This window comes from Vreelandella maris (assembly GCF_013371085.1).
Taxonomy (GTDB): domain Bacteria; phylum Pseudomonadota; class Gammaproteobacteria; order Pseudomonadales; family Halomonadaceae; genus Vreelandella; species Vreelandella maris.
Map to the genome: position 1 here is coordinate 83,788 of NZ_JABWCV010000010.1, position 22,028 is coordinate 105,815.

A 22,028-nucleotide genomic window follows, 5' to 3' on the forward strand; every position below is an offset into this window, starting at 1 on the left:
GTGACTACCTTAATTGCTAGCAGTCTTGAGCATAGGGCTCAGGGTGCATTACATCATGCCGCCCATGCCACCCATGCCACCCATGCCACCCATATCGGGGGCAGAGTCTTTCTCTTCCGGGTCTTCAGCGATCATGCACTCGGTGGTGATCATAAGACCAGCTACAGAACCAGCAGACTGCAGCGCAGTGCGGGTTACTTTAGCCGGATCTAGAACACCCATTTCGAACAGGTCGCCAAATTCACCGGTTTGTGCGTTGTAACCGAAGTTGCCGGTTTCATCTTTCACACGGTTGATGACAACGGCGGGCTCTTCACCAGCGTTAGCAACGATTTGACGCAGCGGTGACTGCATAGCGCGAAGCGCCATGTTGATACCGTGGTTCTGGTCTTCATTGTCGCCAGTCAGGCCTTGTACTTTGGCCATAACGCGTACCAGTGCAGTACCGCCACCAGGTACCACGCCTTCTTCGACGGCTGCACGAGTAGAGTGCAGAGCGTCTTCAACACGGGCTTTCTTCTCTTTCATTTCCACTTCGGTGGCAGCACCGACGCGGATAACGGCAACACCGCCTGCCAGTTTGGCAACGCGCTCTTGCAGCTTCTCTTTGTCGTAGTCAGAAGAGGTGTCTTCGATTTGCGCGCGGATCTGGTTAACGCGTGCTTCGATATCGCCTTCTGCACCAGCGCCATCAATGATGGTGGTGTTCTCTTTAGACATGGTCATGCGCTTAGCGGTACCCAGGTGATCCAGGTTCGCTTGCTCAAGCGTCAGGCCTACTTCTTCAGAGATAACCGTGCCGTTAGTCAGGATAGCGATATCCTGCAGCATGGACTTACGACGGTCGCCGAAGCCGGGTGCTTTAGCAGCGGCAACTTTCACGATGCCGCGCATGTTGTTAACAACCAGCGTGGCCAGTGCTTCGCCTTCGATATCTTCAGCGATGATGGCTAACGGCTTGCCTTGCTTAGCAACGGCTTCTAGTACCGGCAGTAGCTCACGGATGTTGGAGATCTTTTTATCCACTAACAGGATGTAAGGATCTTCCAGTTCAACCGTCATGGTGTCCTGGTTGGTAACGAAGTAAGGAGACAGGTAGCCGCGGTCAAACTGCATACCTTCAACGACTTCCAGCTCGTCTTCAAAGCCGCGGCCTTCATCAACGGTGATGACGCCTTCTTTACCGACTTTTTCCATCGCTTCGGCGATGATTTCACCGATGCGCTTGTCACCGTTGGCTGAGATGGTGCCTACCTGAGCAATCGACTTGGTGTCGGTGCAAGGTACAGACATCGCCTTGATTTCTTTAACGGCAGCATTAACGGCTTGGTCGATGCCGCGCTTAAGATCCATCGGGTTCATGCCGGCAGTAACGCCTTTCAAACCTTCAGCGATAATGGCCTGGGCCAGAACAGTAGCGGTGGTAGTACCGTCACCAGCGGCGTCAGAAGTCTGTGAAGCGACTTCTTTAACCATCTGTGCGCCCATGTTTTCGAACTTGTCTTTCAGTTCGATCTCTTTGGCGACAGAAACACCGTCTTTAGTAACGGTCGGGGAACCGAAAGATTTTTCCAGTACCACGTTACGGCCTTTCGGGCCGAGAGTAACTTTTACCGCGTTGGCCAGAACGTCGACACCGCGGGCCATGCGCTTACGAGCATCATCTGAAAACTTAACTTGTTTAGCTGACATATCTGCTACTTCCTAAATTGAATGCAAAACGTGAAAGTAAATAATCGAGGCGCTCATCAATCAAATGTGAGCCGCAACGACTGTTAGCCTTCAACAACCGCAAGAATATCGGCTTCGCTCATGATCAAGACTTCTTCGCCGTCGACTTTTTGTTTCTCGACGCCATAGCCATCTTTAAAGATCACGTTATCGCCAACTTTAACGTCGAGAGGACGGACATCGCCATTTTCGAGAATGCGGCCATTACCGACAGCAAGAATTTCGCCACGCGTCGGCTTTTCTGCTGCATTGCCCGGAAGCACGATGCCGCCTGCAGTTTTCTGCTCTTCTTCAACGCGACGGACGATGACACGATCGTGCAAAGGACGGATATTCATTCACGTTCTCCTGAGTATGGTTGAAGCCCTGGTAGGGGCGGTTAGTCTAAAAGTGTTCTCGAGGGAGTAACCCGCGAGAAGCGAAGACTTTACAGTCTTCATTGTTAATGGCAGCTACCGTCTAGATCGCTGCCGAATTTGTGTGCTGGGTGAAAAATGGGGGCTGCGGTTGGCCTTTCAAGGGGGCGAGTAAGAAAAAATTGCTTTTTTAGCGATTTTCTTTCAGTCCGAGCCTTAGTCGCGGCGTGGGGGCTCATCTCGGCTAATAAAATCACCTTCAATCGGGCCTTCGTGTTGGGAGGTGTTTGGGTTGCGGTAGCCATTTGGCCGAGCCGAGGAAGCGTTGGGGTCTTGCTGCTGGCTGGCGATCTTTTTCAGCCCTAGCCAAGTAAGTGCTTTAAACATCAATTGGCGTGCGCTAGGTATCAGGCACGCAAGGCCCAGCGCATCGGATAAAAAGCCTGGCGCCATTAATAAGGCACCACCAAAAATAAGCGCGGCGCCGGTCAATAGCTCACTAGAAGGGATTTCACCGACCTGCATACGCTGACGTGCGCGAGCAAAGGTTGATACGCCTTCTTTACGAATAAGATGTAACCCGGCAAAGCCTGTGCCAAGCACTAGGAGTAGGGTAGTGAGTAACCCTATTTGGCTACCAATCGAAAAAAGCACCACAAAATCAAGTAGGGTGAACAGTGATATAAAAATAAGAATGGGCATGACTAACTCCAGAAAACGCTATAAATAGCGACTCGATAACCGTCGTAATTGCGTAATATGGTGACATAAATATAAATAGCAAGCAGCTAACATTGCGCCTTCCAGCGGCGATGTAGCTCGATTAATGCTCATAATTCCTCTATGCTGCAATGCACAATGAAGCTGGTTGTATTTCTCGTAAGGAGTCAACAATGGTACTTGCCGATAAAGTAATCGCCGTCACCGGTGGGGCGCGTGGGTTGGGTTATGCCATGGCGCTGCGCCTGGGTAAGCAGGGTGCACGCATGGCGCTGTTGGATATGAGCGCTGAAGCGTTGGATCAAGCGGTATCAGCACTTTCTTCAGAAGGTGTCGATGCGCAAGCCTTTGTAGTGAATGTGGCAGAAGAGGCTTCTGTGACTCAAGCGTTTGCCGATATTGCTCAGCGTATGGGGCCGATCAGCGGTTGCGTTAATAACGCGGGGATTACTCAGGATGCACTACTGGTAAAGGCCAAAGAGGGGCAAGTGGAAAAACGCATGTCGTTGGAGGCATGGCAAAATGTCATTAACGTCAATTTAACCGGCGTTTTTCTGTGTGGTCGCGAGGCTGCCACGCAGATGATTGAAGCAGGGTATGAGGGTGTGATTGTTAATATCTCCAGCATTTCCCGAGCAGGAAATATGGGGCAAAGCAACTATGCCGCTGCCAAAGCAGGCGTACATGCGCTAACGGTCACCTGGAGCAAAGAGTTAGCGCGCTATGGTATTCGAACAGGTACCGTGGCCCCAGGGTTTGTGGCTACCGAAATGACCGCCTCAATGCGGCCCGATATGTTGGAACGTATCTCATCAAGCGTGCCGCTAAAACGCCTGGGTGAGCCGGATGACATTGCTCAAAGCGTTGCATTTATTCTTGAAAACGACTACTTCACCGGGCGTATTATTGAATGCGATGGTGGGTTGCGGCTGTAGCATTTGCTTGCTGTAACAAGAATGGGCGGCCTAGCATGGCCGCCCATCGTTCACGATTAAAAGAGCCCACTTAAAAGGCCATGCTTAAAATCTGTTCTTAAAGACCGAGCTTAAAAATAGTCGCGGCTAATTTCTCGCTGAAAATACATCTCCAAGCGCAGTGTCATGGCCCAGCGTGGGTCATAGCTAACATCGCGTTGAAAATGCAGCTCCGGAATCACATCGGCAAATAAAATGCCCTTATGGATGTCCCGGCGATAGCGTGTTTGCAGGTAATAATTGGTCATGCGGGGATTTGAGGCGCTTTCACCGATGGCAATCGCTGAGTAGCGCAGTGCGCTGCGGTGGTTAATGCGGTGATTGATTTCGGCAATTTCACTGTATTCCAGCTTATCTTCCTCTTCGCGCCACTGAACCGTAGAAATAAACCGCAAATGGCGGCGTTCGCTCAATTGGCGGCCGATATCCCAGCGCGTTCGTGCTGAATAGCCTTCATTGTTAAACCAGGAAACCCGGTTATTCGATTCAAGCTGCCAAGGCCCTTCACCAAGCTGCCACAGCCGTTCGCTGGTAAAGCGGACATAAGGGTCCAGAGGGAGGCGCAGACGAATACCAGCGCCAACGCGGTTGCTCCAATTTTCGCGCTTGTCACGACTTTCTAGCCAATCCAGGCCTAGCGTAGAGCTACGGCGGTCGCGCTGGTCATTGGCAAGACGCCCTGACCCTTGCTCTTCAAGAGTGCCTTGCGACTCTTCAGGATCACTCTCGATAATCAGGCGTAAGCGTTCTTCTGAGGTAGGTAGATCGATACGGTAACGAAGTGAAGTATCGCCCCGCGTACCATCCCCCTCCATCCAATCGATTTCTTGGCCAAAACGAAGATAAGACTCGTTTTTGGTCTGCATATGGTCGCCAGTGCCAAAGAAACCATCAATTTGGCGCGACGTGTTATCCACCCAATTGCCGACACTTTCACGAAACGGTTCAACGTGCTCTTCCGCCCAGGCAGGTAGGTCACTGTCATCCTCTTCGGCATAAGCGCTAGTCGCAACCGTGGTCATTATGCCGAGCCAGCAGAAGGTTAGGATTTTATGCATCGAATGGTCTCAATTAAAGGTGCTCGCTGTTCAATATCAGCTTTGCAAAGGTAATGGTTTAACGTGCTTTATGAGTCTCGATCTCTTTTGCCCATTCAAGCACGCGCTTACGTTGGCCATGGCTATTGAGTCGGTCTGTATCAACGCTAGCCGGAATAAGCTGACGATTGGGCGATGCATCTAGGTCAAGATTAAAAGAACGCGAGGCGCCGGTAGGCATATCTTCAGAGCCGTAAATGGCAATGACACGAATTTCGAGCTGTATATTCTGCTCATGAAGCAGGCTGTCATCAATTTCCCAATATTGCTTAACCTGATTCACAATGTCGCCAAACGACTGAATATTTAGATAATCTCCCGACGCTAACGGGCCCTGATGGGTGCGATAGCTGGCTTCCTGTTTTTCGCTGCCGTGTTGCTGGTACTCCACCACATCTAGAGAGTAACTCTTTTTTTGAGTATGCAGCACCGCTACAAGGTGTTGAACATAGATTGCTTCGCTGCTCATATTGCTGATTAAGCAAATAGCATCCACACCAATCCCTTTGCCACGGTTGATGATCACACGAGGGCGACGTTGGCGGACATAGCCGTTATAAAGCAATTGGGCATAGAAAACCCAGACGAAGAGGGTGCAAATACTTGCTATTGCCGAGATGGCTTGGGCATTATCGTTGAGCCATTCCATTATTAGAGATCCTTCTCATAGTTATTGGAGGTAATCATTGGAGATAGTATTGGCGTCAATTACTCGCAGTAAGCCATTTCACATTGAGGCATTGACGAGTATCCAATTAGTCGTTTTAACAGAGCCTAGCGGAAAAGTGGTGCTAAGTCAGCCTGTTAAAAGTATGTAGTTCGGCAAATGCCAAGCACGAAAAAAATGGCATTGAGCCATTAATGATTTAAAGCCAGGAGTAAAAACGCAAAAAAAAGCCTTAATATCACCTAAGCTAGGTATTAAGACATTTTGAAAGGGGGGTATAACGTTAACTGCTTAAAAACTAACAAGTAATTGGTGCGGATGGGGAGACTCGAACTCCCACACCTTACGGCACTAGAACCTAAATCTAGCGTGTCTACCAATTCCACCACATCCGCTAAGACGAGGCGTATATTATCAACTTCGTGATAGAAGTCAACCATGAGTTTAATATTAATATCTCTATTGGGGAAAAGGCATGAATGTAAAACAATGGCTACAGCGTGGCGGCCATTGGCTAAAGCAGGCCATGCCTGGCTATTGCGCCTTTTGTTTGGCACCCGCCTTGGCGGGGCGGGGGTGGTGCACCGCCTGTTTAGTTGGGCTGCCGTGGAACCTAAATGCCTGTCGACAGTGCGGTGACCCTGTTACCCATGGGGCGAGCTTGTGTGGTCACTGCTTAATTGACCCGCCGGCATTTTCGACCACCCAAGCGGGGCTTTTATATCAGGGGCCTATTAAAGCGCTGGTACATGATTTTAAATTTCACGCCTCCCCGCGGGCGGGCACGTTGTTAGCGGAGTTAATGGTATTAACGCCGCCGCCTACCCAAGCAGACGCACTGTTGTCGGTACCTATGCACCCAGCGCATGCTCGCACGCGAGGATTTAATCAATCGCAGTGGTTAGCCGAGAGGCTCAGTCGCCCTCTTGATATGCCATTAGTGTCTGCCAAGCGAGTGAAGGATTCCCCCTCCCAGCGCACGTTAAACCGTCGTCAACGGGTTGCTAATTTGGTGGGCGCCTTTGTGTTCGAAACGCCGCCACCAGCGCATTTGTTGATCATAGATGATGTTGTCACCACAGGCTCAACGGGGCATGCACTGGCGCGCGCGGCGCTAGAGGCGGGCGCGGAACGTGTGGATATTTGGGCGACCGCGCGGACACCCCTGGGCAAGGATTGATAGAATAGTGCTTTAGCGTATTCAAAAGCCTTTTTGCCAACCCAGGAGTGACCGATGTCACACCCGTTTAGCTCACTTTCGCCCGACCTAGTGATGTCTGCAGTAGAGTCGCTGGATGTTTGGCCCGCCGGTGAGCCCTTTGCGCTGAATAGCTATGAAAACCGTGTGCTGTTGTTTCGTGATGATGACGGCAAAAACTGGATTGTTAAATTTTATCGGCCTGATCGCTGGTCAGACGCGGCGATTCAAGAAGAGCACGATTTTTTACAGGAGCTCGCTAGTCAGCAGGTGCCGGTAGTTGCGCCTTGGCGTGATAGGGCGGGTGTCTCGCTACACTATTTTAAAGCGTATCGATTTGCACTGTTTCCCCACTGCCCAGGCCAGGCACCAGAGTTAGATAACCCATCGCACTTATTTGCCATGGGGCAGGTGTTAGGGCGGTTGCATAAAGTGTCGGCCAAAAAAACGTTTCAGCACCGTCCTCGGCTAGAAATGGCGAGTGGTATTTTAGATGCCCAGCAGCGAGTGCTGGCCAGCAATTGGATGAACCGTCATCAGCGCCGGGCTTACGATAATGTCATTGAAAAGGTGCATCAGCAGCTTGTAAAACATACGGTGCCCGCCAGCAGCATGATTCGCTGCCATGGAGATTGCCATTTGGGCAATGTGCTAGGGCGTGATGAGGACTTTACGCTGGTCGATTTTGACGACTGCATCATGGCGCCTGCTATGCAGGATATTTGGATGCTACTGCCCACGGATGACCCCCAGGGGTGGCGATCATATCTAAGTGAAATTACCGAAGGGTATGAGGAAACCTGCTCGTTTCCTACTGATCAGATGGCGTTGATAGAACCACTGAGAAGCTATCGTTTAATTAGGCACTCAGCGTGGCTGGTTTCTCGCTGGGATGATCCTGCTTTTCCCCGCGCCTTTCCCTGGCTGGCGGATAGTGGCTATTGGGATCAGCATATCCGCCAATTAGAGCAGCAGTGCCTGCAGTTAGACAATCCACGCTGGCTGGCGTAAATAGGGGCGATTTAATCTGGCACGGCCTCTTCGCGGGGCACGGGGTTGGCGACGCCTTCTCCGTCAGCTTGGCGGCGTTGCTCGTTCAATTCTTCAGAAGGGTTGTCCTGCTCTTTAATCTCTAGGGACTCATTCAGCGTGAGAACGAACGTTTGCCCAGGAGAAAGCGTGCATGGAGTGCCTTCGCACGCGATGCCGTATTGACCATCTTCGGCATACGCGCTGGCGCTGAATTCACCTGTAAAAATATTGCTGTCAGCATCGTGTGTTTCAATGCAGGTGGCATCTTTCGTGGTAACACGAATGCGCTCATCGACTAATTGGGCATTGCCCACGATGACGCAATATTCAGGCAGCGAGTGCGAAGCTCTCTCAGCTTGAGTGGGGTGTAGCAATATGTCGTTAAGGCGTGCTTGGTTTGACTCAAAAGTAAGCTCTTCAACAACCTCAACGCCAACGGTCGCTTCATTGGGCAGTGAAAGTGTCGCTTCTGCGGCGAAAGAGGGTAGCGGCGTGGCAAAATAAAAGGGAACCGCGATGGCGGCTAACCAAAAGGGCGTTGGCTTAAATGACATGGCGAACTCTCAATGGTGGTGCCTGAAATAAAGGCAATCAATAATAATGATTTATCATAGCACAGGCCCCTAGGTTGCAAAGTGAGCACCGCGGCGCTCTGCCGCAGTTAGAGAAGCCAACAGCAGGCGAGATGCGGTAAAATAATGAAATTAACTAATATTTGTTGTGCGTTTTTTATGAAAAGTATACTTTTTGTACAACTTGGGTAGAGAAAGACGTTGGTGAACGTCCCTCTAGTAGTCGTTTTACTTTTTTCATGCGCAAAGGGTTAGAGACCTAGGTGACCGTTTGGACGCGATTGCGCACGGTTTTGATACAGTTTTTGAAGAGGCCTAATATGTCCGATGATATCGCCGAGCACTATCGCCAGATAATTTCAGCACTTGGCGAAGACCCAAACCGTGAAGGGCTGCGAGATACGCCGAAACGTGCAGCCAAGGCTATGCAGTTTTTGAATGCAGGCTACTCTCAGTCGTTGGACGAGATCGTTAATGGTGCGGTGTTTGAATCGCAAACGGATGAAATGGTGCTGGTGAAGGACATTGAGCTCTACTCAATGTGTGAGCACCACCTGCTGCCATTTATCGGTAAATGCCACATTGCCTATCTGCCTAACGGCAAAGTATTAGGATTGTCTAAGTTTGCCCGTATTGTCGATATGTTTGCGCGCCGTATGCAGATCCAAGAAAATTTAACCCGTGAGATTGCAGATGCCGTTCAGGAAGTGACTCAGGCAACGGGCGTTGCTGTGGTCATTGAGGCGCGCCACCTCTGCATGATGATGCGTGGCGTAGAGAAGCAAAATTCCAGTATGACATCATCGGTAATGCTGGGTGGTTTTCGTAGCAACCAGGCGACCCGGCAAGAGTTTTTAATGCTGATTAACTGATTTAACTGTCGTTAATTAGCGAGTAAAGCACGCGGTAAACTTGGTCTAAAGGGGTGTTTCGTCTTAGCATGAAGAGGTTAATGAGCCTATAAGGCCATCATTTTGGTCAGGAGCCTGTCATGGAAGCGCTTAAAGAAACACAGCTGTATTGCCCCTTTGCCTATATAGACGGTAGTTGGGTCGCGGCGGATAGCGGCGAGCAGATCACCGTATTGAACCCGGCAACCGGCGAAGCGATTGGCGATATTCCCCGCTTGGGAAAAGTTGAGACCGAGCGGGCGATAGACGCGGCGGATGCTGCACTACCTGCGTGGCGTGCCCTTACCGCTCAGGAACGAGCGGATTTGCTGTTGAAATGGCACGATCTGATGATGGAGCATCAGCAGGATCTCGCCATGCTGATGACCTACGAGCAGGGTAAGCCGCTCAAAGAAGCGGCGGGTGAAATTGCCTATGCGGCCAGTTTTCTGCGCTGGTTTGCCGAAGAAGCGCGGCGCGTTTATGGCGAAACCATTCCTGCCGCTAAAGCTAACCAGCGCATTGTGGTGACTAAGCAGCCCGTCGGTGTTGTGGGGGCTATTACGCCCTGGAATTTCCCTGCGGCGATGATTACCCGTAAGGCAGGTGCGGCACTAGCAGCAGGCTGCACGATCGTGGTTAAACCTGCTAGCCAGACGCCGTTTTCAGCCACTGCGCTCGCGCTATTGGCCGAGCGCGCCGGTATTCCCCGCGGTGTGTTCAACGTGGTGCCCGGCAGTGCCAGCGATATTGCCCAAGCCATGACCCAGTCGCCCAAAGTGCGCAAGATTACCTTCACTGGCTCGACCGAAGTAGGTCGCAAGCTGATGGCGCAAGCGGCAGAGCACGTGCAGAAGATCTCGCTTGAGCTGGGCGGCAATGCGCCGTTTATCGTGTTTGAAGATGCCGATTTAGATGCCGCTGTTGAAGGCGCCATGGCCGCTAAATTCCGTAACGCCGGGCAAACCTGTGTTTGCACTAATCGCTTCCTGGTTCAGTCCAGCGTGATTAACGCCTTTTGCGAAAAGTTAGCGGTTGCCATGAACAGCGAGCTGCATGTCGGCGATGGCACCAAGCCGAATATTAATATCGGTCCGCTCATTGATGGCAATGCGGTTAAAAAAGTCAGTGAGCATGTGCAGGACGCCATCGATAATGGTGCAGAGCTGTTGTTGGGCGGACATCCGCACCCGTTGGGTGGCAACTTTTTTACGCCGACGCTGATAAGTTTTGCGACCGACAAGATGAAAGTGGCCCACGAAGAGACCTTCGGCCCGCTCGCGGCTGTCTTCCCGTTTGACGATGAAGAGACTGCGATTGAGATGGCCAACGATACCCAGTACGGCTTGGCTTCTTACTTCTATTCGCGTGATCTTTCCCGCGTATGGCGGGTGGCCGAAGCGCTGGAATATGGCATGGTGGGTATCAATACGGGCGCTATTTCCAATGCGGCGGCACCGTTTGGGGGCGTCAAAGCCTCGGGGTTGGGTCGTGAAGGTGGTCATCAGGGGTTAGAAGAGTACCTTGAAACCAAGTATCTATGTATTGATCTTGGCTGAGCCCTAAGTGTTCTTTTTTAAGTAAGACTGGGTAAAAAAAGCCCCCATCAGCGCACTGCTGATGGGGGCTAGTTTTTTTTACGGCATCAGTTTGATGCCGATAGTGTGGCTAAACGTCGTGGCTGATCTTAGTGACGGAAGTGGCGCATGCCGGTAAATACCATGGCAATGCCTGCTTCGTTGGCAGCGTCGATCACTTCCTGGTCGCGCATGGATCCCCCCGGCTGAATGACGGCAGTAATGCCTGCGGCTGCCGCGGCATCAATGCCATCGCGGAAAGGGAAGAAGGCATCAGACGCCATCACTGATCCGGGCACCGAAAGACCCTCGTCAGCGGCCTTAATGCCGGCAATTTTAGCCGAATAAACACGGCTCATTTGGCCCGCGCCGACGCCTACGGTTTGACCTTCTTTGGCATACACAATCGCGTTGGATTTAACGAATTTGGCCACTCGCCAAGCAAAGGCCAAGTCACGCAGCTCTTGTTCGCTAGGGGAGCGCTGGCTGACCACCTTCAGGTCATCACGGGTGACCATTCCATCATCGCGCTCTTGCACCAGCAAACCGGCATTGACGCGCTTAAAGTCTAGCGCGGGCTGCTGCTCGCCGGGCCAGTGAGCGCTGACGTCCAGCAACCGTACGTTTTGCTTATTCGCTACAATGGCTGCGGCTTCATCGCTGACCCCAGGGGCAATAATCACCTCGACAAACTGGCGATCAATAATCGCCTGGGCTGTTTCGGCGTCCAGCGGTGTATTGAAGGCAATAATGCCGCCAAATGCGCTGGTAGGGTCGGTGGCAAAGGCTTTGTCGTAAGCGGCTAAGGCGGTTGCGCCAATGGCGACGCCGCAAGGGTTGGCGTGTTTAACAATCACGCAGGCCGTCTCGTTAAAGGCTTTTACACACTCAAACGCAGCGTCGGTATCGGCGACATTGTTATACGAAAGCGGCTTGCCTTGGAGCATTTTGGCAGTAGCGACACTGGGCTCGCTCGCCTGGGGGTCAACGTAAAAGGCTGCCTGCTGATGCGGATTTTCGCCGTAGCGCATGTCCTGCTTTTTCGTTAGCTGCAGGTTAAAAGTGCGTGGGAAAGTCTTATCGCTAGCATTCACTTGGCGACCCAGGTAGTCAGCAATCGCGCCGTCGTAGCCAGCGGTGTGTTCAAACGCTTTTACCGCTAAATCAAAACGCGTGGCGCGACTCACTTGACCATCCTGGGCGGCCAACTCACCAAGTACCCGCGCGTAGTCACTGCTATTGACCACGATAGTGGTGTAGGCGTGGTTTTTAGCGCAGGCGCGTACCATGGTTGGGCCGCCGATATCGATATTTTCGATGGCGTCTTCCAGCGTGCAGTCAGGCTTGGCCACCGTGGCGGCAAAGGGGTAAAGATTAACCACCACCATGTCGATCGGGGTGATGTCGTTTTCGGCCATGACCGCATCATCCTGACCACGACGCGCCAGGATGCCGCCATGAATTTTCGGGTGCAGCGTTTTTACCCGGCCATTCATAATTTCGGGGAAGCCGGTGTGTTCAGACACTTCTTTCACTGCAATAGCATTTTCCTGCAGCAGGCGGAAGGTGCCGCCAGTAGAGAGCAGTTCAACACCATGCTCAGTCAGGCCACGGGCAAATTCTACAATGCCGGTTTTATCAGAAACGCTCAAAAGAGCGCGGCGGACGGGAGTGGCGCTACTGTCAGTCGAGGAAGAACTATCAGCCATGAGAGGATTATCAGCCATGAGAATGCTCGTATGCAGAGTCGAGAATAGAAAATAACAACGCCCCAGGGTTATGGGGCGTCACCTTCGATAAGTCCGTATTGCTTGAGTTTTTTACGCAGGGTGCCGCGGTTCAAGCCAAGCACATCCGCGGCACGGGTCTGATTGCCTTCGGTGTGCTCCAAAACGCAGGCGAGTAACGGCGCCTCTACCTCGGCCATCACCATGGCATAAAGGTCGCTGGCTTGGCTGCCATCTAAATGTTCAAAATAGCGGCGCATTGCTGTTTCAACAGCCTCTCTAAGCGGCTGTGGCGGTGAGCTAGCAGCCGGATCCGCAAGCGTGCCCGTTAAATGGGAGTAGCTCTCGCTGGCACGGGTGTCGCTAGAAGAGTAGGTGTCGCTAGAGAGAAGATCGCGTTCGGTCATGCAGCATGGCTTCCTTTGGCTAGCAAACGTGTGGCGGCGCCGGGGGCCATCACGTCATTGATCCAATCAAATTGCGTTTCAGGTGATGCTAACGCATTGAACTGCTGCTTAAGCGCGCGCTGTTGGGGCTGCGAAAAGCGTGGGTCGTCGCTGATATACCAGCCAACATGTTTACGTGCGATACGCACACCCATGGTCGAGCCATAAAACTCATGCAACGCCTCGACATGTCCTTGCAGCACATGGCCACGCTCAGCAAGGCTGGGGAGCGCCATCCGCTCTCCGTGCGCTAAGTAGTGGCTGATCTGTTGAAATATCCATGGGTTGCCTTGAGCACCACGGCCTACCATCACGGCATCAGCGCCGGTATAAGCGAGTACCTCGGCGGCTTTTTCCGGACTTGTTATGTCGCCGTTGGCTATCACCGGGATTGAAAGGTGAGATTTGATCTCAGCAATCGTGTCGTACTCTGCCTGACCAGTATAGCGCTGCTGGCGGTGTCTGCCATGAATAGCGAGCGCTTGGATGCCTGCTGACTCGGCTAAACGGGCAATCCGCAGGGCGTTGTTCGTCTCGGCGCACCAGCCGGTGCGGATTTTCAGGGTAACGGGAATATCGACCGCTGATACCACCGCGTCGAGAATGTCAGCCACCAGCGCTTCATCTCGCAGAAGTGCCGACCCAGCGGCTTTATTGCATACTTTTTTGGCGGGGCAGCCCATGTTGATATCGATAATCTGCGCCCCCAGCTCGGCATTCAGCCGCGCTGCCTGCGCCAGCATTTCAGCGTCGCCTCCTGCTATTTGCACCACGCGCGGGTCCGGTTCACCTCGGTGATCCATGCGTAGCTGCGATTTGCGTGTATGCCATAAGCTAGGGTCTGCCGTGACCATTTCACCCACGACCCAGCCAGCACCCAGCCTGCGACATAGCTGGCGAAAGGGGCGGTCAGTAACGCCGGCCATTGGGGCAAGAATTACCTTGTTGGGTAACACGTAGCGGCCAATGCTGGTTGGTTTCGTCGTTAAGGTCATGGCGTCGGGCTTTATGAGTGCTGGGCTAGCGCGAGTAGGCGTTTCAAGGGGGCGTATGATACGCCTACTCGGTGATGGGGTGAAGGCCGATTGCCGCTTTAACGCGGACGTTGGCCATTAAGACGCACCCAGCCTTCGCGAATAACGGGGTCCTCCATCGCGATTCCCTGCTCGGCATAGGCTGCATAAACATCATTGGCTTGGTTAGCAAGAATACCTGATAACGCTATACGACCGCCGGGGGCGACGTGTCCGGCAATCATTGGCGCCAGCTCAACCAGCGGCCCCGCTAAAATATTGGCGGTCACCACAGGGTAGCCGCCGCCATCGCTTAACTGCTCTGGGTAGTAGAGAGATAAATCTGGCTCGGCAATACCGTTACGCTCGGCGTTGTCGCGGCTGGCTTGGAGTGCCTGAGGGTCAATGTCGGTAGCATCAGCATGGCTAGCACCCAACTTGAGCGCAGCGATAGCAAGAATGCCAGAGCCGCAGCCCACATCCAGCACGGTCTGCTGGGCTAAGTGCCCCGCCACGGCCAGTTCATCCAGCCACTCCAAACACAGCGCTGTGGTCGGGTGCGTGCCCGTTCCAAAGGCCAGGCCTGGGTCGAGAATCAAGTTAACGGCGTCGGCATGGGGCGGTTCGTGCCAGCTTGGTACGATCCACAGCCGCTGACCCATCTGCAGCGGTGTGAAATCATCCATCCACTCCCGCTCCCAGTCCCGGTCAGCCAGTAACTCATACTCGATGGTAGGGCAGGGCTCCCCCGGCATCTGTTCGGCCCAAGCGGCCTCAATACGCTCCAGCATGCTTTCGACGCCCTCTAGGTCATCGTAAAGGCCGGTTAGGATGGTGTCTTCCCATAGCGGTGTCGTGCCACGTTCTGGCTCAAATACCGGATCATCGTGAGCATCCTGGAGGCCAATGGCTGTCGCTCCCTCTTCAAGCAGCAGTTCCTCAAGGAACTCGGCTTGTTCGGGAGCGACGTGGGCTTTGAGTTGAAGCCAGGGCATGGAGAGTCTCCGCAGAACGAATTAAAGGCAAAAACAGTAAAAACACTTACTTTAAAAACAGTAACGGGGTGGACATGGCCACCCCGCTGGGCATCACTCTTAGCGCTGAAAAGCGTTTGAAACGCTATTAGCTGCTGAGCTTCTTTTCCAGGTAGTGGATGTTGACGCCACCTTGACGGAAATAGCTGTCGCGAACCAAATCTTTTTGCAGATCGATATTGGTTTTAATGCCTTCGACCAATAGCTCGTCGAGCGCATTGCGCATGCGGGTCAACGCTATTTCACGATCCGCGCCCCAGGTGATCAGCTTGCCGATCAGAGAGTCATAGTGTGGCGGCACGGTGTAGCCTGTGTAGAGGTGGGAGTCCATACGGACACCCAGACCACCCGGTGCATGAAACAGCGTTACCTTGCCAGGGGAAGGCATAAAGGTGCGTGAATCTTCAGCGTTGATGCGGCACTCGAAGGCGTGACCGTTGAGCTGCACATCTTCCTGGCGAATCGACAGCGGGAGCCCTGAGGCTATACGTAGCTGCTCTTTAACGATATCGACGCCGGTGACCATCTCGGTAACAGGGTGTTCTACCTGAACGCGGGTATTCATCTCAATGAAGAAATACTCGCCGTCTTCGTACAAGAACTCGAAGGTACCTGCGCCACGGTAATTGATCTTAATGCACGCCTGGCGGCATGCTTCAAGTACCTGGGCGCGGGCTTCCGGATCAAGGCCGGGGGCAGGCGCTTCTTCAAGCACTTTCTGGTGACGGCGTTGCAGCGAACAGTCGCGGTCATAAAGATGGATCGCGTTGCCCTGACCATCCGCAAGCACCTGAACTTCGACGTGGCGCGGCTTCTCAAGGAATTTTTCCATGTAAACCGTGCCATCGCCAAAGGCGGCGTGGGCTTCAGTGCGCGTAACCGTAATCGCCGAAAGCAGGTGGCCTTCAGTGTGCACCACGCGCATACCGCGTCCACCGCCGCCGGAGGCTGCCTTGATGATCACCGGATAGCCAATGCGACGCGCAGTGGCTAAATTGGTCGCATCATCGTCACCCAGGGGGCCGTCTGAACCTGGCACCGTGGGAACACCCGCTTCCTTCATCGACTGGATAGCGCTGACTTTATCGCCCATCAGGCGAATTGTCTCAGCGCGGGGGCCGATAAAGGTAAATCCCGAGCGCTCAACCTGTTCGGCAAAGTTGGCGTTTTCAGACAAAAAGCCATAACCGGGGTGAATAGCGGTCGAGTCAGTGACTTCGGCTGCACTGATCAGGGCCGGGATATTTAAGTAAGACTGCGCTGACGATGCCGGTCCAATACACACGGCTTCATCCGCCAGGCGAACATGCATGAGTTCACGATCAGCTTTGGAGTGTACCGCTACGGTTTTAATGCCCAGTTCTTTACAGGCCCGTAGGATACGGAGGGCAATCTCGCCGCGGTTGGCGATAAGTACCTTGTCCAGCATGGGAGAGTCCACCCGTGTTGAAAATGAAGGATTAAGCGATGACGATCATGGGTTGATCGAATTCGACCGGCTCACCATCTTCTACCAGGATGGCTTCCACCACGCCGTCGCGGTCAGCTTCAATCTGGTTCATCATTTTCATGGCTTCAATAATACAAATGGTATCGCCTTGCTTGACGCTATCACCGACTTCTACAAACGACTTGGCGCCCGGCGCTGGGCTGCGATAGAAGGTGCCTACCATCGGGGAGTTAACTGCTTCACCACGGTAGCTTGTGCCTTGGGGCTCAGCTTCAGCAGCAGGTGCTGATGCCGGAGCAGGCGCTGCTGCATAGCCAGGCTGCTGCTGTGCGTATTGCGGCATGGGCTGTGGCTGCCACGAGGCGCCATTAGGGTGGCGGCTGATACGAACGGACTCTTCGCCTTCCTGAATTTCAATCTCGCTAATATTGGACTCTTCGAGCAGCTCGATCAGTTTCTTAACTTTGCGGATATCCATGGCATAGCCCCATCAATGTCATAAAAGAAGATTATGAGAAATAATCACACAGCAATCGTGACCTATAGGCGGGTTGCTGTGCGGCGCTGCGCGATTCATCTATAGGCGCAGTAAACCAAATTTAAAAATGAGGAGAACGCTGCATGTTAGCGAACGTTACCCCGTTCTCACCCCTAAAAAAGGAAGTTTTTAGCTAATATGGGAGCGGAGTTTGCCGAAAAAGTGCCAGGATGTCCAGCGACAGCCTAAGCCAGTGCTTAAACTGTCGCTGAATGTAGATTTAAACAACTGTTTGACGATGTTCGCGTCAAAACGCTGCTTAAGTGCCTTAGTGGGCAAGGCTCGTAGGGTGGTGGCTCAACTATTGGCAAGCCACTGGCTAACGGATTCAAGATGTTCATGCAGTTGGTCGGCGGTGACTTCGCCTTGAATGCGCGCATCACGAATTTCTTCGCCTTGACTGAAAAACAGCAGGCTTGGCGGGCCGAAAAGATTGAACTGATCCAGCAGCTCACGACTTTGTGGGTCGGTCTGTGTCACGTCTGCGGCAATTAACGTGTAACCCTCCAATGCCGCTGAAACACGTGGGTCAGGATAGACATCGCGCTCCAGTAGCTTGCATGAAATGCACCAGTCAGCCGTAAAGTGAACAAACGCTGGCTTATTAGTACTGTTCGCTTGGGCGATGGCCGCCTCAAGCGCGGTAAGGTTATCGACCTCAACAAACTCAAGCTGTTCCACTTGAGACTCGCCAGACCCAATCGAGGTGGCCGCAAGAGGGCGCAGTGGGTTACTGCCACCTTGCGCGGCACCAATGACCAGCAGGACGCCCCACGCAAGCAGCAAAACCCCCAGCGTTTGACGTGCCCGCGGCCACCCTTGCGGTTGATTGAAGTTTAGAGCCCCAAGCGCCAGCGCCGTGCCGATAGCCAGCGCGGCCCATAACAAGAGTGCAACGGGAGCTGCCACCAAGCGTTCGATCATCCAAATTGCCACACCCAGTAGCAACAGGCCAAAGGCAATCTTTACACCATTCATCCAGGCGCCCGAGCGGGGTAACAGCGTGGCGCCAAAGGTGCCGACTAAAAGAAGCGGTACGCCCATGCCAAGGCCCAGCGCAAAGAGCACCGCACCACCCATGACTGCATCGCCGGTTGAGGATATAAACACCAGGGCTCCGGCCAATGGCGCGGTGACGCAGGGTGACACCACCAATACTGAGAGCGCACCTGCTAACGCTAATCCCGCTGGTCCACTGCGCTGAGCGCGAGCCTGCCAAGCGTCAATACGGTTGGCCAAGCGGGGCGAGAGATTAAGCGTGAAGGCTCCGAACATCGCCAGCGCAAAGAGCGTGAAGAGTACAGCGAAAGTGATAAGCACAGGTGCCGACTGTAAGCGTGCCTGAAGATTAAGACCGGCGCCGAACAGCCCCATCAATACCCCGACCAGGGCGTAGGTCAGCGCCATGCCCAGCACATAGCTTAACGAGAGGGCAAAGGCACGTGGGCGGGTGGGGTTCTGGCCGACGACGATGGATGACAGAATCGGAATCATCGGTAATACACAGGGCGTAAATGTCAGCCCTAAACCGGCGATAAAAAACAGCCCCAGCGCCAGCGGCAGGCTAGCATCGCTGATTAGCGCGCTAAAGCGGCTATCTTCGCTTTGAGGCCCTGCGAAGTCACTCTGTGAAGTAGCGGTAGCGGTTTCACTAGCGGCGCTATCGCCTTCTTGCCAGTTCGCAAATTGACTGGGCGGCTCAGTCTCACTCGCTTGTAGGCTCAAGCGTTCCGGTGGATAGCATAGCCCTGCATCCGCGCAGCCTTGAAAGGTTAACTCAACGTTTAGCGGGCCTGCGTAGGGGGCGCTCAGCGGTACTTCAAACACCACCTGGTCGCGGAAGATGTAAACATCGCCCATGAATTCATCGTTGGTGAACGTGCCTTCGGGGATGTTGGGTTCGCCAAGCGTTATACCCTCGGTCTGACTGGAGACAGCAAACTGATGCCGATAAAGATAGTACTCATCGGTGATGTCGGTACCGATAAAAAGCGTTTCTCCATCGTGCCAAGCGGTAGGCTGAAAGGCTTCCATTACCGGTAAAAATTCATCTTGGTTGCTAGACGATGAAAACCATTGGGCGTGTGCGCTCAGCGGTAACCAACCGAGGAAAAAAACAAGTAAGGGAAATAGGCTCAGGCGTTTAAGAGATAACACGGTGCGTCCTTAATTAATGGCATCGCAAGCTAAGACAAATAGCATACCGCAACCTTGAATCTCTCGCGTATACGCTGCGGTGACGTGACGCGGTCGCTAATGGTGTGTTAATCCTAACAACCTAAAAGGTCGCCCGAAGGCGACCTTTTCACATACACAGAAGCAGCTTTAGAAAACGATTACGCTTTCTGGTAAGCGATAACGGATTTTTCAATCGCTTTGCGCGCAGCGTCAGCGCCTTCCCATGACTCAACTTTTACCCATTTGCCTTTTTCGAGATCTTTGTAGTTCTCGAAGAAGTGGGCGATTTGCTGGCGCAGCAGCTCAGGTAGGTCAGTGACTTCCTGAATGTCATCGTAGAGCGAGCTAAGCTTGGCGTGGGGCACGCAAATCAACTTGGCATCTTCGCCGGCTTCGTCGGTCATGTTTAAAATGCCTACCGGACGAGCACGAATAATGCTGCCGGGTTGAACCGGGTGCGGGGTCACAACCAGCGCATCGAGGGCGTCGCCGTCATCGGCTAGGGTGTGGGGAATAAAGCCATAGTTGGCAGGGTAGAACATGGGGGTGGCCATAAAGCGGTCAACGAGTAGTGCGCCCATGTCCTTATCAATTTCGTATTTGATTGGATCGTGGTTGGCTGGAATTTCGATCACCACGTAAACGTCGTTGGGGAGATCCTTTCCAGCAGGGATATTATCGAAGTTCATCGTTGATTCCTTGGTAGTACTGTGGCTTGAGTCGTGCAGAGGTTAGGTAATCGTTACAGAGTCGTTGATGGCGAAGAATTATACGAACATGACTACTCGATTACCAATGCGACATAGGTGGGCCGGTGTGGTTTAGCCGTTGCCTATTATGAGGGAAATCAAAAAGGAGCGCATATAAAAGCGCGCTAATACGATAGAGACGTTTGTTGGGCATCGTTTCTGCTCCGCTGCGTGTATTATAGGCAGCGTTTATTGACAGTGTTGGTTGACAGTGAAGTCCCTCGATCGAGTCGGCAGCCTAGGAGGATGACTTGTCGCACGCCCAGTTGCTCATCAGTTATGGTCAAGCATTTGTCGCGCCGGACCGGCGCCTGCACCGCAGTTCAATGTCAGTTCGCTTTCCTGAAGCGCCGCTGCTGCGCGCCAAAGGTGGCTGTGCCGTTATCAGTGACTCCATCTCACGCAATACCATGGCCAAGCAGGCCGGTGATTTAAGCGTGCGCGGCTTTCTGGCCGATTACTTCTCGACACCTGATCATTGGGATGTCAAAACCTCGGCCACCCGCGTGCTGCGTGCCCTTAATAGCTGGTGCTACAGCCAAAGCCAGCATGTGAAAGAGGGCAGCTTTGTCTCCTCCATGTCGGCGATGGTCTTCCGTGGGCGCGAAGCGCATCTGTTTCACATGGGCGACACGCTGGTGTTCCGTTTGCGCGGGGCCGAGTTTGAGCAGTTGAGTCGTGATCATGTCACCGACTTAGGGGGGTACCGTTATCCTTCCCGCGCGTTGGGTATGGATGGCAGTGTTGATATCGATTACACCCATATAGCGCTCAAACAGGGCGACCTGTTTCTGTTCACCACTCAGGGTGTGCGCGGTACGCTGCTGCCTTCCGACTATGTGCGCTTGATCCGCCAAGATGCTAGTGATCTGGATGCCGCCTGTGAGCGGCTTGCCGATGAGGCGAAGCAGCGCGCTCAGGATCGTGGCTACGGTGGCGATCAGTTTTGCTTCCAGTTGGTGCGAATCGATGAGTTGCCTGACGAAGTGACAGAGCATCCTGGGCAGCTTTATGGCGACCTGCCGATTCCGCCAGAACTGGCGCCGGGTGAGCGTTTAGATGGCCTTGAAGTTCTCGCTGTGCTGTCACGCACGGCGCAGTCGCGGGTTTATCGCGTTCGCGATGTGCATAGCGAGCGTGAAATGGTTATGAAAGCACCCAGCCCGGAGCTTTCGTTGCGCAACGCCTATCTGGAGCACTTCCTGCTTCAGCAGTGGGTGGTTGAGCGCGTCAATTCGCCGTTTGTGGTCAAGGTGATGGAGCCGTCCCGGCCGCGCCGTTATCTCTATTACCTGATGCAGCATATTGAAGGTGAAACGCTGCGACAGTGGGCTGAACGTCATCCTCAAGCCAGCTTAACGCAGCGCTTAGATATTGCTAACCAGCTGGGTAAGGCGGTGCAGGCACTGCATCACCGGGAAATTATTCACCAGCAGATTAACCCCGATAATATCCTGATCGACCCGCACGGCAAGCTGGTGCTTACTGATTTTAGCGCCTGCCATATGCGCGATGGCGAAGGGCATCGCCACTCGGGGGAGTTGCTCCGCCAAATTGGCTTCAACGAGCACACCGCCCCTGAGTATGCGTTGGCCGACAGCATTGGTCGGCGCAGTGACCAGTACTCGCTGGCATCCACGACCTACTGGTTACTCACAGGTGCCTTGCCCTATACCTTGACGCCCAATCGCCTGCGCAGCCATACCGATCTTGAAGAATTAACCTACCGCAGCGCGCGCACAACCAACCCTGAGATATCCCAGGACTTGGACGATGCGCTACGCCGTGCTTTGGATCCGCAGCGGGCTCTGCGCTTTAGGCGCCTATCGGAGTTCTTGCATGCCCTTAGGATTCCGCTGGGGCGGTTGCCGAACCGGGAAGAGAGCCGCCAGGAGCCGCGGCGTTTCTGGCAGGGGGTAGCAGGTATATTGCTATTGCTGCTCGTGCTTTCCTGGCTGTTGCGCTAAACCTACACAGCGAGTTGCGAATAAAACGGGGTTATGTCATTGCGAGGAGTGAAACGACGCGGCAATCTCAAGGCCGCGGCGGCAGCTAACCCCGAGATTGCTTCACTGCGTT

At 53.4% G+C, this 22,028-nt stretch carries 20 protein-coding genes and 1 tRNA gene; 6 read left to right on the top strand and 15 right to left on the bottom strand.

Going from position 1 to position 22,028, the window contains the following annotated elements; translation table 11 throughout:
- Positions 1 to 48: 48 nt before the first annotated feature.
- The 3 genes from groL to HUO07_RS10615 form a co-directional block, all read right to left on the bottom strand.
- Positions 49 to 1,692: a chaperonin GroEL gene (gene groL / locus HUO07_RS10605; protein ID WP_176303535.1), complete on the bottom strand. Its 1,644-nt coding sequence runs from the start codon at positions 1,690 to 1,692 to the stop codon at positions 49 to 51.
- An 83-nt stretch (positions 1,693 to 1,775) separates the two neighbouring features.
- Positions 1,776 to 2,069 (bottom strand): co-chaperone GroES, encoded by a 294-nt coding sequence (locus HUO07_RS10610; protein ID WP_008956441.1) that lies wholly within the window; start codon positions 2,067 to 2,069, stop codon positions 1,776 to 1,778.
- Positions 2,070 to 2,303: 234 nt separating this feature from the next.
- A complete protein-coding gene (locus HUO07_RS10615; protein WP_176303536.1) occupies positions 2,304 to 2,789 on the bottom strand; it encodes an FxsA family protein in 486 nt (161 codons plus the stop codon).
- A 191-nt stretch (positions 2,790 to 2,980) separates the two neighbouring features.
- Between HUO07_RS10615 and HUO07_RS10620 the strand changes: the two genes are divergently transcribed.
- Entirely contained in the window at positions 2,981 to 3,742 is a 762-nt protein-coding gene (locus tag HUO07_RS10620) for an SDR family oxidoreductase (protein ID WP_176303537.1), read from the top strand.
- Positions 3,743 to 3,852: 110 nt separating this feature from the next.
- Here the strand turns inward: HUO07_RS10620 and HUO07_RS10625 are convergent, their stop codons facing one another.
- The 3 genes from HUO07_RS10625 to HUO07_RS10635 form a co-directional block, all read right to left on the bottom strand.
- Complete coding sequence (locus HUO07_RS10625) at positions 3,853 to 4,839, bottom strand: hypothetical protein (RefSeq protein ID WP_176303538.1); 987 nt, start codon at positions 4,837 to 4,839, stop codon at positions 3,853 to 3,855.
- Positions 4,840 to 4,897: 58 nt separating this feature from the next.
- Positions 4,898 to 5,527, bottom strand: coding sequence for a hypothetical protein (locus HUO07_RS10630; RefSeq protein ID WP_176303539.1), 630 nt, complete (start codon positions 5,525 to 5,527; stop codon positions 4,898 to 4,900).
- Between the two features lie 328 nt (positions 5,528 to 5,855).
- A tRNA-Leu gene (locus HUO07_RS10635) sits at positions 5,856 to 5,940 on the bottom strand.
- Between the two features lie 80 nt (positions 5,941 to 6,020).
- On the opposite strand from HUO07_RS10635, the gene HUO07_RS10640 reads away from it, so the two are divergent.
- Positions 6,021 to 6,725 carry a ComF family protein gene (locus HUO07_RS10640; RefSeq protein WP_176303540.1) on the top strand — a complete coding sequence of 235 codons (705 nt, stop codon included), beginning with the start codon at positions 6,021 to 6,023 and terminating at the stop codon, positions 6,723 to 6,725.
- A gap of 54 nt (positions 6,726 to 6,779) precedes the next feature.
- Positions 6,780 to 7,754, top strand: coding sequence for a serine/threonine protein kinase (locus tag HUO07_RS10645; protein ID WP_176303541.1), 975 nt, complete (start codon positions 6,780 to 6,782; stop codon positions 7,752 to 7,754).
- An 11-nt stretch (positions 7,755 to 7,765) separates the two neighbouring features.
- On the opposite strand, the gene HUO07_RS10650 is transcribed toward HUO07_RS10645, so the two are convergent.
- Positions 7,766 to 8,329 carry a hypothetical protein gene (locus HUO07_RS10650; protein ID WP_176303542.1) on the bottom strand — a complete coding sequence of 188 codons (564 nt, stop codon included), beginning with the start codon at positions 8,327 to 8,329 and terminating at the stop codon, positions 7,766 to 7,768.
- A gap of 338 nt (positions 8,330 to 8,667) precedes the next feature.
- Between HUO07_RS10650 and folE the strand changes: the two genes are divergently transcribed.
- The gene (folE, locus tag HUO07_RS10655) at positions 8,668 to 9,219 is read left to right on the top strand and encodes a GTP cyclohydrolase I FolE (protein ID WP_008956433.1); all 552 of its coding nucleotides are present in this window, start codon (positions 8,668 to 8,670) and stop codon (positions 9,217 to 9,219) included.
- A 119-nt stretch (positions 9,220 to 9,338) separates the two neighbouring features.
- Positions 9,339 to 10,796, top strand: a complete 1,458-nt coding sequence (locus HUO07_RS10660; RefSeq protein WP_101147171.1) for an NAD-dependent succinate-semialdehyde dehydrogenase — start codon at positions 9,339 to 9,341, stop codon at positions 10,794 to 10,796.
- Positions 10,797 to 10,924: 128 nt separating this feature from the next.
- Here the strand turns inward: HUO07_RS10660 and purH are convergent, their stop codons facing one another.
- The 8 genes from purH to ppa form a co-directional block, all read right to left on the bottom strand.
- Entirely contained in the window at positions 10,925 to 12,541 is a 1,617-nt protein-coding gene (gene purH, locus HUO07_RS10665; protein ID WP_176303543.1) for a bifunctional phosphoribosylaminoimidazolecarboxamide formyltransferase/IMP cyclohydrolase, read from the bottom strand.
- A gap of 50 nt (positions 12,542 to 12,591) precedes the next feature.
- Positions 12,592 to 12,948 (bottom strand): DNA-binding transcriptional regulator Fis, encoded by a 357-nt coding sequence (fis, locus tag HUO07_RS10670; protein ID WP_176303544.1) that lies wholly within the window; start codon positions 12,946 to 12,948, stop codon positions 12,592 to 12,594.
- Positions 12,945 to 13,982, bottom strand: coding sequence for a tRNA dihydrouridine synthase DusB (gene dusB / locus HUO07_RS10675; RefSeq protein WP_176303545.1), 1,038 nt, complete (start codon positions 13,980 to 13,982; stop codon positions 12,945 to 12,947). The genes fis and dusB overlap by 4 nt, the downstream gene beginning before the upstream one ends.
- 98 nt (positions 13,983 to 14,080) lie before the next feature.
- Positions 14,081 to 14,995: a 50S ribosomal protein L11 methyltransferase gene (prmA, locus tag HUO07_RS10680; protein ID WP_176303546.1), complete on the bottom strand. Its 915-nt coding sequence runs from the start codon at positions 14,993 to 14,995 to the stop codon at positions 14,081 to 14,083.
- A 127-nt stretch (positions 14,996 to 15,122) separates the two neighbouring features.
- Positions 15,123 to 16,463, bottom strand: coding sequence for an acetyl-CoA carboxylase biotin carboxylase subunit (accC, locus tag HUO07_RS10685; RefSeq protein WP_176303547.1), 1,341 nt, complete (start codon positions 16,461 to 16,463; stop codon positions 15,123 to 15,125).
- Between the two features lie 31 nt (positions 16,464 to 16,494).
- Positions 16,495 to 16,962: an acetyl-CoA carboxylase biotin carboxyl carrier protein gene (gene accB / locus HUO07_RS10690; protein WP_176303548.1), complete on the bottom strand. Its 468-nt coding sequence runs from the start codon at positions 16,960 to 16,962 to the stop codon at positions 16,495 to 16,497.
- Between the two features lie 357 nt (positions 16,963 to 17,319).
- Positions 17,320 to 19,179, bottom strand: coding sequence for a protein-disulfide reductase DsbD (gene dsbD / locus HUO07_RS10695; RefSeq protein ID WP_176303549.1), 1,860 nt, complete (start codon positions 19,177 to 19,179; stop codon positions 17,320 to 17,322).
- Positions 19,180 to 19,358: 179 nt separating this feature from the next.
- Positions 19,359 to 19,889 carry an inorganic diphosphatase gene (ppa, locus tag HUO07_RS10700; RefSeq protein ID WP_008956424.1) on the bottom strand — a complete coding sequence of 177 codons (531 nt, stop codon included), beginning with the start codon at positions 19,887 to 19,889 and terminating at the stop codon, positions 19,359 to 19,361.
- A 311-nt stretch (positions 19,890 to 20,200) separates the two neighbouring features.
- Between ppa and HUO07_RS10705 the strand changes: the two genes are divergently transcribed.
- Positions 20,201 to 21,916 carry a bifunctional protein-serine/threonine kinase/phosphatase gene (locus HUO07_RS10705; protein WP_176303550.1) on the top strand — a complete coding sequence of 572 codons (1,716 nt, stop codon included), beginning with the start codon at positions 20,201 to 20,203 and terminating at the stop codon, positions 21,914 to 21,916.
- Positions 21,917 to 22,028 lie beyond the last annotated feature (112 nt).